This is a genomic window from Shewanella sp., from assembly GCF_013214165.1.
Classification (GTDB): Bacteria; Pseudomonadota; Gammaproteobacteria; order Enterobacterales; family Shewanellaceae; genus Shewanella.
Map to the genome: position 1 here is coordinate 23510 of NZ_JABSSM010000045.1, position 11357 is coordinate 34866.

Sequence of the window (11357 nt, forward strand, 5' to 3'; positions counted from 1 at the left end):
TAATGAGCGTAACAATAGATTTATCTGGAAAAATCGCCTTAGTGACAGGCGCGAGTCGTGGTATCGGCCGCGCCGTCGCTGAAACCTTAGTATCTGCAGGGGCCACCGTTATCGGTACCGCGACCAGCGAACGTGGTGCTGCGGCAATTCAGGAGTACCTGGGTGACAATGGTTTTGGTCTGGTGCTCGATGTCACGGACAAGGATTCAGTTGCTGAATTATTTTCTACCATCAAAGAGAAAGTTGGCGACGTCAATATTCTGGTCAATAATGCCGGTATTACCCGCGACAACCTGCTGATGCGTATGAAGGAAGATGAGTGGGGTGACATCATAGATACTAACCTGACTTCGGTATTCAGAACGTCTAAAGCCGTGATGCGCTCCATGATGAAAAAACGTCATGGCCGTATCATCAATATCGGCTCTGTCGTTGGCTCCATGGGCAATCCAGGTCAAACAAACTATTGCGCTGCCAAAGCCGGGTTACTTGGATTTACAAAATCTCTTGCCAAGGAGGTTGCATCTCGTCAAATAACAGTGAATGCTATTGCTCCTGGATTTATCCAGACTGATATGACCGATGAGCTGACTGAAGAGCAGCAACAAGGTATCATGTCGCAGGTACCTATGGCGCGACTGGGACAAGCACAAGAGATAGCGAATGCCGTGCTTTTCTTAGCATCTGACTCTGCTGCTTATATCACAGGTGAGACTCTCCATGTGAATGGTGGCATGTACATGGCCTAAGGCTGTTGAGACTGATTAAAATGTACAGTAACTTGTGCACTTAATAGGTCTTATACAAGAACACTGAATTTCAGGAATCTGCTGTCACAGTGTGATAGTGTAAATTTTATAGAGTATTGGCCGTTTTTTCAGCTAGCTATTGATGATCGGTGTCAAGATATGCATACTTTCGTGGTTAGACCACAGAAGTTAAGCTTGCATTGCTAGCCAAATTGAATAAACTACTCGCAATCTTGCGCAAGTGCGTAATTTAATAGGAAAGAAAACTAATGAGCAACATCGAAGAACGTGTAAAGAAAATCATTATTGAGCAACTAGGTGTTAAAGAAGAGGACGTTAAGTCTGCTGCATCTTTCGTTGACGACCTGGGTGCAGATTCTCTGGACACGGTTGAGTTGGTTATGGCTCTGGAAGAAGAGTTTGACACCGAGATCCCTGATGAAGAAGCTGAAAAAATCACTACTGTTCAATCAGCGATTGATTACGTTTCAAAGAATCAGTAATCCTGAATTCTAGAAAACAGGCAGCATTTATGCTGCCTGTTTTTGTTTCTGGCTATTGGAAATCGCGTGTTCCCATCACTACTACTTTCATTTTCTAGCAGTTCAGAACGAAAATAAGATGCATGTATCCATGCTTCACTCCAATTTAACTCAGTAAAAAAGGTGACAACGTGTCTAAACGTCGTGTAGTCGTAACCGGTCTTGGTTTAGTCAGCCCTGTAGGCAATACCGTAGATTCATCCTGGAAAGCATTAGTTTCGGGTCAAAGCGGTATCGCCCCAATCACTAAATTTGATGCGAGTGAATTTACCACTCGTTTCAGTGGTTCAGTCAAAGATTTTGATGTTGAGCATTATTTGTCGAAGAAAGATGCTCGCAAGATGGACTTGTTTATTCAGTACGGCATGGCCGCGGGCATTCAGGCCGTTGAAGATGCAGGATTGGATATGGATAAACTCGATCCTGCTCGCGTCGGTACTGCCATCGGCGCCGGCATGGGCGGACTGAGACTCATAGAACAAGGCCACGCCGCCTTAACGAAAGGTGGACCACGTAAGATCTCACCTTTCTTCGTTCCTAGCACCATCATCAACATGATAGCGGGTCATCTATCGATCAAGTATGGCTTGAAAGGGCCAAACTTTGCCGTGACCACAGCCTGTACGACCGGTGTACATAACATAGGTTTCGCGGCTCGTACTATCGCCTATGGTGATGCAGATATCATGGTTGCTGGCGGCGCCGAAGATGTCACTTGTCCGTTAGGGGTCGGCGGCTTCGCTTCTGCTAAAGCCTTGTCGACACGTAACGATGATCCTCAGGCGGCGAGCCGTCCTTGGGATAAAGACAGAGACGGCTTCGTCATAGGTGACGGCGCCGGTATCATGGTGATGGAAGAATATGAACATGCTAAAGCCCGCGGCGCCACCATATATGGTGAGCTGGTTGGTTTTGGTATGAGTGGCGATGCTTTTCATATGACATCACCGCCAGCCGACGGTTCTGGCGCAGCAGCAGCCATGGTTAACGCCATGAAAGATGCCAAGATAGCCAAAGAACTGGTTGGTTATATCAATGCGCACGGCACATCGACCCCAGTAGGGGATAGGGCGGAGGCGGCAGCGGTTAAGGCTGCATTTGGTGCCCATGCTTACGATCTCACCGTCAGCTCGACTAAATCTATGACCGGGCATCTGCTTGGCGCTGCGGGTTCAGTTGAAGCCATCATCACCTTGTTGGCGCTGCGAGATCAAGTCGTGCCGCCGACATTGAACTTAGATAATCCCGATGAAGGCTGCGATCTCGATTTCGTGCCACATACTGCCAGAGATCAAAAGTTTGAGTATGCATTATGTAATTCATTTGGCTTTGGCGGTACCAACGGTTCTCTGCTGTTCAAGAGAAGCTAGTTCTGTGCCATCTATGTAAAATGACTGTATTTAAAAGCGCCTGTTGGCGCTTTTTTTTGATGTTAACACCGTTAGGTTTGGCTGAGATTAAGCATAAATTTCCGCAAGATTAAGCTTAGTTAATCATGGTAAACATCGCTTGGAAGCTAAGCCTAATGGGCAGATACTTGTTTTTATTTGAATTTATCTGTAGGAAATATCATGTTAAATCTTGCCGTCGTCCCCTTGATGCCACTCGTTGGCGCATTAACCGCTAACCTCAGCGAACTTATTCGTGGTGAGAATAAGTCATTCTTACCTAATCTGAATGTTGGCATGAAGACCTTTTCTTTAGCCGCCGCTGGCTTCACCCTCGTCTGGTTTGCCTTATTAGTGACGGCCATTTTTACCGGTGGAGATACCGATACGATTGCGGGCGTCGAAGTGCTGATGCTATTTATGGCAGGTTTTGGTTTACACTCATGGTTCAAAGCTTCGCGGATGCTGAGCCCTGGGGTTCAGCTTTGGACCTATCGTCTGGCTATTCCTTTGATTCTCGCCGCTTGTGTATTAGTGACTAAACTCGGATAATTTTTTATCTGTTTGATTTAAGCGCTAATCACAGACTTTACTTGTACTCTAAGCTGACTTTTTGACGTACACTTATTGTAAAGAAAATTGATTCGAGAAAACTATGGCTGGTAAAGAGAGAGAGATAACCCTAAGGTTTCTTGCAGAACCTGCAGATGTAAACTTTGGTGGTAAAGTCCATGGTGGGGCGGTAATGAAATGGATCGATCTGGCCGCTTACGCATGTGCTGCCGGTTGGAGTGGTAAATATTGCATCACGGCCTACGCTGGCGGAATTCGCTTCGTGAAACCTATCCAGGTGGGCAATATTGTAGAAACCAGCGCTAAAGTGATCTACACCGGACGCTCATCTATGCATTTAGGCATAGACGTTAGAGCGGGCGATCCTAAGTATCCTGAACGCCACTTGACCACACACTGTATCGTGATCATGGTGGCAGTAGATGATGCGGGTAAGCCCACAGAAGTCCCTGAATGGCTGCCTCAGAGCGAGCATGATATAAAGTTACGTGACTCAGCCATTCGTTTGATGGAGATGCGCAAGAAAATTGGCGCCGAGATGGAAGCCCATGTGATGGGCTAAATATTTACCGGGAAAGTCACCTTAAGGTGACTTTTTTATTACTACACTCGAAATAACAATTAGGATGTAAGATGGCGAAAGTAGCATTTATCGGTTTAGGGGTCATGGGTTATCCCATGGCAGGCCACTTGATCAAGGCAGATCATGAGGTCACCGTTTACAACCGCACCGAGCAAAAAGCCCGAGATTGGGTCGCGGCCCATGGCGGAACGTATCAAGTGACACCTAAACTCGCCGCCGAAGGACAAGATATGGTGTTTATCTGTGTCGGCAATGATGATGATTTAAGGCAAGTCACCTTAGGCGAAGATGGCGTGTTACAAGCCATGAACTCAGGCAGCATCTTGGTGGACCATACTACCGCATCCGCCGATATCGCCAGAGAGATAGGTGCCATCGCTGCCCAATCCGGGGTTGGCTTCATCGATGCTCCTGTGTCTGGTGGACAGGCTGGCGCCGAAAATGGCGTCTTGACCGTGATGGCTGGGGGGGATGAAGTTGATTTTTCCCGGGCTGAGTCAGTCATGACCGCATACTCTCGTTGTGTAGAACGTTTAGGTGAGGTGGGGGCGGGTCAGTTGACTAAAATGGTCAACCAAATATGTATCGCAGGCGTGGTACAAGGTCTGGCGGAAGGTTTGCACTTTGCTCGCAGCGCGGGTCTCGATGGTGAGAAAGTCATCGAGGTGATCAGCAAGGGGGCGGCACAATCTTGGCAGATGGAGAACCGTTATCAAACCATGTGGCACGGCGAGTACAATCTGGGCTTTGCCGTCGATTGGATGAGAAAAGATCTCAATATTGCCCTGAATGAAGCGAGAAAAAATGGCTCTCACTTACCCTTGACGGCCTTGGTGGATCAATTTTATTCAGAAGTTCAGGCGATCGGTGGCCATCGCTGGGACACCTCGAGCCTGTTGGCTAAGCTGGAAAAAAATCGCAAATAGCTCAATAGTGGAACTGGTATAAAAAAAGGACTGAAATATCAGTCCTTTTTAATGTATAGATTATTTTAATACCTGCTCACACTGGCTCTAGCACGATATGTTCAAGTTCTACAGCGGCGACGGCATGTAACGCGTCCATAGTCGCACCGACTAGGGATATCTTACCTTGGGCGGACTCGATCAATACTGCCCGGGATATCTCGCTAAAGAGTCTGTTATGGCGTGCCATGGTCGATAGTGCCATCTGCATGGGTAACATAGAGGGATTAAATGCCGCATTCTCGGCATAGCGTCCGCAATAAGTGGCGCCGTCTTGCGTCTCTAACACTACTGCGGCAAAACTACTGGTATAGGGGGCGTAGCTCAGGCTTGCATGATCTAAGGCTTCGATGATCATGGGATCAGAACTGTCTAAACTTAGCTCATGGACTTGCTTGGATAGCAGTGGCGCTGTGACATTGAGATCCGACGGGCCAAACGCATAAGGCAAGTAGTGTGTGAGCGGTTGCGCTTCTTGCTCAGGTAGATGGATCCTAACCTGAGCGCCTTCGACTAATTCATTCATAAATTGACGGCAATGGCCGCAGGGAGAAAAATTCACCACGATATCGACTATCTGAGTCTCTCCGCTGAGCCAGGCGTGACTTATTGCACTCTGCTCGGCATGGACCGAGTGAAACAGGGCTTCACCGGGTAACTCCATATTGCCACCCATATAGATATCGCCGCTTTTGCCTTTAGCAATGGCGCCAACATGGAAATCACTGATAGGGGGTCTGGCTAGCGTCGCGGCTACGGGTAATAGCACGAGCAGTAATTCTGCTTCGGTTAAGCCGCTGGCTTTAACTAAGCCCGCTAATTGTTGGGCATCGATATGGCCGGAAAAATTCTCGTGTAATAAAGGAATGAGTGCATCTGAGAGTGGCTTTGGTAACTGAGAAATACAGCTTATAAATCTATCTTGCATCTGCCATGTCCTGCTTTTGTTCAATTAATGAAGATCATATTAGTAAGTGCGTTTCAAAGATAATGAGATCTAAGTCGCACTTAGCCGACTCAAATTTATAAATTGCTAAGATAATGACATAACGCTGTTAGTAACTTCTGTTTATCTTCATCGTCTGCTGTGTCATTGACCAGGTTTTCTAACTGCATCATATATTCTGGATCGTTCAGCCTAGATTGACAGAAGTCTCTCCACTTTATCGACTCAGAATCATCTAAGGTTGCCGGGTAGTTTCTGGCTCGGTATCTAAACAACATCTCCTCGAGTCTCTGATCATCGAAATTGAGCTCAAGGGCCGCTAGGTTTTGAGGCAAGGTATGACGGATAATCTCCATTTTCTCTTTATCTGCCGAGCCGAAGAAGCCTCCGCTGTAGAGCTGAAGATCGGGATCTTGGCTGCCATTGTCATGTTCCACGTCGAAGACGGCGACCAACTTCTCTCTTAGCTCCGGATGCTGTTTCAATAACTTGTATTGCTCTCTGGCGAAGGCTTTATCGATATTGAGTCGCTGAGCAAGCTCATCTGTGAGTATCTTAGGTGATGTGATGAAGGGACATTTATTAATATGTATCTGTTTCACGCTGATAGGCAGTTCATCGGCGGCGAGATCGTCCCTGCGGGTATACATGCGTTCCCTGATCTGCTCTGCATCCAACTCGATGAGCGGCGAGATGTCCATGGCCAGATTGACACAGATAATGGCATTTTTATTGCTGGAGTGATGCGCCACCGGTGCGATAAGCGTGGTGCAGCCATGTGCGGCACTGATTTTAGAGCTCACATGGACCAAGGGCTGCATATTGAGGACATCAAGCTGTTTGCTGACTTCCTGCTTACGTCTCAGCTGAAAATAGTAGTCAAACAGCTTAGGTTGCTTCTGCTTAATGAGTTTTGCCATATCTATGGTGGCATACACATCAGACATGGCATCGTGGGCTTTCTCATGACTCAGGCCATTCGCTTTGGTGAGATGCTCTAACTTAAAACTAGGTGTACCATCTTCTTTTACTGGCCATTCAATGCCTTCGGGTCTGAAAGCGTAGCAGGCTCTGACCAGATCTATGATATCCCAGCGAGAATTTCCTTTCTGCCACTCACGCGCATAGGGATCGATGAAGTTACGATAGAAACCATAGCGGGTGACTTCATCATCGAAGCGTATCGAGTTGTATCCAGCCACACAGGTATTGGCTTGACTGAACTGTTCATTGACCTTAGCCATAAATTCCGTTTCAGGCATGCCTTTGAGATTGGCAAGCTGTGGCGTGATGCCCGTGATCAATATGGCCTCAGGGGAGGGCAGGTAATCGGTTGCCTGCTTGCAATAAAAGGTCACAGGTTCAGAGACTATATTGAGATCCATATCGGTTCTGATCCCGGCAAACTGCGATGGCCTGTCTTTTGATGGGTTTGCACCGAAAGTCTCGTAATCGTGCCAGAAGATGGTGTGGTTTGAACTGTGAGGCATAGGTGATTATTTTTAGGTAATAGTTGTCAATAATCATAGCATTCTATTATATCCCTTGTCGTTAGCCTCATCGAGAACACTGGGCCGTTAGTCGTATTATCTATCAACAAATTCCCAAGCAATAGATTGCGTTGATATTGTTAATATCTCTAGTGATAAAGCATGACATAGGTCTAGAATAAGTTGATTATTATATAGTATTATGGTTATTCAGGTTAATCGTCCGAGTTTTCCTGCGTATGTTCTGACATTTTATAATTAGACTAAATGGATTTTTTGTGAATAAATTATTAGGTTTTAGAGGGGCTCTCATTGCCTCTATGATATTTTTGATAACCGTAGCTTTGATAGTATCAAACTGGTTGTCATATATTACACATCGCGATAGTACTATTGCGACTGTCAATGCATCATCCATCAGTATTTTGCATTATGAAGCCAATAAAATTGAAACTTGGTTTCAGTCAAGGAGTCACTTAGTCGATACGTTAGCTAGACATTATAATAATGGCGTTTTACAAGATGACTTGGTTGGTATCGCCAGGTTAACTAATGCCATAGGTGAAACTGCGAATATTTACTTTGGCTTCGAAGATGGAACTGCTTACTCTAGCGCTGCAGGTAAAAAGTGGAACAATGGTGTCGCTAAGCCTGATTTGTATGATGCCCGTAAACGCTCTTGGTATATTCAGGCAAAGACCAGCAAAGTACTTGACCTCACCGAGGTCTATACCGATTCTACGACGGGTAAAAAAGTCGTCTCTATCATCAAATATATGGGCGATGGCGTCGTTTTGGCGGACATAGAGCTAGATATTTTAGCCAAAACTGTGAAAGACATTAATTATCCAGGTGCAGTAGCCTTGATCACCGATGGCTCAGGTAAGGTTTTGGCCAGTAATTCAAACCTAGTGTCTGAGGGGCAGAGAGTAAGTGATATAGCGGGTTTGGAGGATGTTGGCAGCAAGATGCTGTCGCAAGAGAGCTTGATGCAAGATTACACACTCGAGGGGATCGATAAACTTGCGTTCACCAAAAAGATAAAATTGGTCAATGGTAAACGATGGTACCTGTTTATCGCCGTAGATAAATCAATTGCCTATGCAGAAATTGAAACAAGTCTAACCCGCGCGGTATTTTCTTCTTCGGTGCTGATTATTATCGCGATATTTCTTATGCTTGCTGCACTGCAGATCTTATACCGACCAATTCTACTGCTTAAAGAGATGGTGAGTGATTTGTCTACCGGTAATGGAGATTTAACCCGTAGGTTACCTGTTGTGAGCCAAGATGATTTGGGCAAGATATCTGAGTCTATCAATCTGTTCATATCCAACTTACAAGTGATGATGACAGAGGTATTGCAAGCAACCGATCACATAGGCACCAACATAGAAAACCTGAAGTCTGAATCCGATGCAAATAGTCAGATTCTTTCGGCTCATACCATCGAGGCAGAGCAAATTGTAGCAGCCATAGAAGAGATGAGTGCTACCGCCCATGAAGTCGCCAGAAATGGTAACGAAACCGCATCGCTCACCCAGATGGCCAATGCACAGGCGGTACAATCTAAAGAGACCGTAGGGCTAGCCAGCTCGACCGTGGAACAATTAGTGCGTGAGGTAGAAAACACCGAAAGAAATATTGCCGAGATTGACCGCGATACTGTCAACATCACTAATGTGTTAAAAGTTATTGGTGACATTGCGGATCAAACCAATCTACTGGCGTTAAATGCTGCCATTGAAGCCGCGCGTGCAGGAGAGCAAGGTCGGGGATTCGCTGTGGTGGCCGATGAGGTACGGGCACTTGCGGCCAGGACGCAGACAAGCACAGCTGAAATAGAACAAACACTTAAAAAATTGAGATCCGGCTCCATTGCCGCAATTTCCGCTATGGAAATGACAAAATCTACCTGTTTAAAAACGTCTAAGGCCACTGAAATGGTTGCGACTGACTTAGATGCCATAGGTGTATCTGTAAATACAATCAATGACCTCAATACCCAGATAGCCACTGCTGCCGAGGAGCAAAGCTCAGTATCGAATGATATCACCCGCAACATGGCAACGATTAGTGATATGGCTGCCGAACTTGCCACCAATGGTAAAGCCACCTTGGAACAGGCACTTGATCTAGCCACAGCGAATAGTCAGCTGAGATCACTGGTCGGACAGTTTAAACTGAGTTAGCGCATTGAGTGTTGAAACGGGAGTGTGGCGCATCATGTTCATCGACATTTTACGCCACTAACATTACAACTGAGACATTAAGATTGCCAGATGAACACGAAGCTCTCTTGACTAAGCTGAAGTCATAATCGTTATCCTGAACAAAGCTGGGTTGAGTAACTTGAAGGTTAGTAGGGGAGGCACTAAAGTACAAAAGAGATGCTTGTCCCGTCTTTTGTTTTTTCTACGGAGCCGCATGCAGGCTGGGGCTGGAGGCTAGACACCTCCGGCTACCCGATTATATTTCTTTATTTTCATTAATCTTCCATGATTAAGTAAGACAGAATGACTCCCACTAGGTGCTAGCCTCCAAGTTCGTGGGTTAGTCCAAAATAGTTAAATTGTGTACCAGAGCCATACTGTATTGGTGAGCATACAGTATGGCAATCGGAGGGGTTTATGAGATACCTATTATTTTTTTCTTTGCTGGTACCAGGGATGGTGATGAGTGAAGTCTACCAATGTGCTGATGGCGTTTATCAAGCCGATCCGTGTGATGATGCCTCCGAGGCTCTCGATTTGAGCCATGTCGGCAGCGTAGTCGTCAATAGCCATAAATTAGATAAACAGAAGAGCCTAAGATACTTTAATAACCAAGAAGTAGAACGCGCGATTAATCACTTAGAATTGCAGCGACAAAAAGCAATAAAGAAGCGTGACAACCAATTAAACGCCTTGAGGAATCGGGGCCGATGGGCCAACAATAATTTAGCTGGGGCCACCTGGCAACAAAGTCTAGCTCAAGAGATGAATGCAGTCACACAGCAAGCCGACACGCTGGTTTCAACCATAGACAGGCAAATAGCCCAGTTAAGGACTGAGATTCAGTAGCTAGCATGGGCCGTTGCTGTGGTCCATCAGAAATATTGTTTTGCCGCATTAGGGGAAAACGAGTGACTGTTTTTACTGCCAGATTAAAGGCGTAGCATAAAGCTAACACTGACCCCACTTGTTTCGTTTGGGGCATCAAACGCTAGCAGTAGGGATCCGCGTCCTTTAGGTCGGAGATGATGTCAGAGAGTAATTCGGCGTAACGTGCCATTGGAATGTTCATTTTCTCTTGTAACAATTTAGCTTTAGTCAGTAGTGCTTCTCTTTTTATTGAGGGGATGTCGTTTTTGAATGCGAGTACGATCCTGTTTCCACTTTCTACTTCGAAACTGAGTAGTCGGTTTTCAAATTCGAGCGCGAGTAATTCATCTAACTCTGCTCGTAATTCCAGTGCCGTATGCCAGATATTGAGCACAAGGACACCGTGTTTGTTGAGTGCATTTTTACAATCACGCAAGTAGGATAATTGTACTTGTTTCGGTTCCATACCTTCCGAGTTGTATAGATCTGAAAAGATAATATCGCTTTTTATGTCGGTGTTTTTAATGTAGTTCACAGCATCGTCTATATGAATGAAGAGGCGATCAGTGTCGGGTAAGTGAAAATGTTTTTTTGCGGTCTGCGCCACTGCTTCACGGTATTCAATCGCGTGTACATTCAACTCGGAGAAACTACAGAGCAGGTTCTTTACCATTGAGCCTGCCCCCAGCCCCATGATGGTGGCGGTTTTTACAATGGGGATAAAAAACAAACCTGCCATCATGGCCTGGGTGTAGCCGAGATTTAATCCATTAATGTCATTGAGTTTCATGCAGCTTTGATAGATCCGTCCATCAAAGCTGAGAATCCGGCTGGTTCTTGTTTGGTAAACATAAATTGGGCCGTGCTCATCTACTGTTGATGAGATACAAGTTCCTCTGATATCCATGGTGTTGTTAATATCTCTTAAATGCGTTGTATAACCGGTAGGGTATTATAACGGGAAATAGGGTCAATGGAACATCATAGTGAGGGTTTGCTAGGTTAAATCTAGCGAACTAACTCCGACCAAGAATTATT

The 11357-nt window shown here is 45.8% G+C and carries 11 protein-coding genes; 8 read left to right on the top strand and 3 right to left on the bottom strand.

The genetic code is table 11. The features are described from left to right. The first annotated feature begins 2 nt into the window (after positions 1-2). From fabG to HRU42_RS13490, 6 genes are all read left to right on the top strand, one after another. Positions 3-749, top strand: coding sequence for a 3-oxoacyl-ACP reductase FabG (fabG, locus tag HRU42_RS13465; protein ID WP_295031841.1), 747 nt, complete (start codon positions 3-5; stop codon positions 747-749). Between the two features lie 269 nt (positions 750-1018). Next, a complete protein-coding gene (acpP, locus tag HRU42_RS13470; protein ID WP_112353023.1) occupies positions 1019-1252 on the top strand; it encodes an acyl carrier protein in 234 nt (77 codons plus the stop codon). A gap of 170 nt (positions 1253-1422) precedes the next feature. Then, positions 1423-2661, top strand: coding sequence for a beta-ketoacyl-ACP synthase II (fabF, locus tag HRU42_RS13475; RefSeq protein WP_295031842.1), 1239 nt, complete (start codon positions 1423-1425; stop codon positions 2659-2661). A gap of 201 nt (positions 2662-2862) precedes the next feature. Continuing rightward, positions 2863-3231 carry a hypothetical protein gene (locus tag HRU42_RS13480; RefSeq protein ID WP_295031843.1) on the top strand — a complete coding sequence of 123 codons (369 nt, stop codon included), beginning with the start codon at positions 2863-2865 and terminating at the stop codon, positions 3229-3231. 103 nt (positions 3232-3334) lie between these two features. Then, entirely contained in the window at positions 3335-3814 is a 480-nt protein-coding gene (locus tag HRU42_RS13485) for an acyl-CoA thioesterase (RefSeq protein WP_295031844.1), read from the top strand. Positions 3815-3885: 71 nt separating this feature from the next. Continuing rightward, on the top strand, positions 3886-4761 hold the full coding sequence (locus tag HRU42_RS13490; RefSeq protein WP_295031845.1) for an NAD(P)-dependent oxidoreductase: 876 nt from the start codon (positions 3886-3888) through the stop codon (positions 4759-4761). A 76-nt stretch (positions 4762-4837) separates the two neighbouring features. On the opposite strand, the gene cdd is transcribed toward HRU42_RS13490, so the two are convergent. Continuing rightward, positions 4838-5728 carry a cytidine deaminase gene (gene cdd, locus HRU42_RS13495; protein WP_295031846.1) on the bottom strand — a complete coding sequence of 297 codons (891 nt, stop codon included), beginning with the start codon at positions 5726-5728 and terminating at the stop codon, positions 4838-4840. A gap of 95 nt (positions 5729-5823) precedes the next feature. Beyond that, entirely contained in the window at positions 5824-7236 is a 1413-nt protein-coding gene (sbcB, locus tag HRU42_RS13500; RefSeq protein ID WP_295031847.1) for an exodeoxyribonuclease I, read from the bottom strand. A gap of 278 nt (positions 7237-7514) precedes the next feature. On the opposite strand from sbcB, the gene HRU42_RS13505 reads away from it, so the two are divergent. Both HRU42_RS13505 and HRU42_RS13510 read left to right on the top strand, forming a co-directional pair. Next, positions 7515-9428: a methyl-accepting chemotaxis protein gene (locus HRU42_RS13505; protein WP_367227182.1), complete on the top strand. Its 1914-nt coding sequence runs from the start codon at positions 7515-7517 to the stop codon at positions 9426-9428. A gap of 438 nt (positions 9429-9866) precedes the next feature. Next, on the top strand, positions 9867-10298 hold the full coding sequence (locus HRU42_RS13510; protein ID WP_295031848.1) for a hypothetical protein: 432 nt from the start codon (positions 9867-9869) through the stop codon (positions 10296-10298). A 142-nt stretch (positions 10299-10440) separates the two neighbouring features. Here HRU42_RS13510 and HRU42_RS13515 read toward each other — a convergent pair whose 3' ends face one another. After that, positions 10441-11226 carry an ATP-binding protein gene (locus HRU42_RS13515; protein ID WP_295031849.1) on the bottom strand — a complete coding sequence of 262 codons (786 nt, stop codon included), beginning with the start codon at positions 11224-11226 and terminating at the stop codon, positions 10441-10443. Positions 11227-11357 lie beyond the last annotated feature (131 nt).

Coding starts and splice junctions, on each gene's coding strand:
- HRU42_RS13490 (WP_295031845.1), top strand. CDS start 3,886: ATGGCGAAAGTAGCATTTATCGGTTTAGGGGTCATGGGTTATCCCATG.
- cdd (WP_295031846.1), bottom strand. CDS start 5,728: ATGCAAGATAGATTTATAAGCTGTATTTCTCAGTTACCAAAGCCACTC.
- HRU42_RS13515 (WP_295031849.1), bottom strand. CDS start 11,226: ATGGATATCAGAGGAACTTGTATCTCATCAACAGTAGATGAGCACGGC.
- fabG (WP_295031841.1), top strand. CDS start 3: ATGAGCGTAACAATAGATTTATCTGGAAAAATCGCCTTAGTGACAGGC.
- acpP (WP_112353023.1), top strand. CDS start 1,019: ATGAGCAACATCGAAGAACGTGTAAAGAAAATCATTATTGAGCAACTA.
- HRU42_RS13510 (WP_295031848.1), top strand. CDS start 9,867: ATGAGATACCTATTATTTTTTTCTTTGCTGGTACCAGGGATGGTGATG.
- HRU42_RS13480 (WP_295031843.1), top strand. CDS start 2,863: ATGTTAAATCTTGCCGTCGTCCCCTTGATGCCACTCGTTGGCGCATTA.
- sbcB (WP_295031847.1), bottom strand. CDS start 7,236: ATGCCTCACAGTTCAAACCACACCATCTTCTGGCACGATTACGAGACT.
- HRU42_RS13485 (WP_295031844.1), top strand. CDS start 3,335: ATGGCTGGTAAAGAGAGAGAGATAACCCTAAGGTTTCTTGCAGAACCT.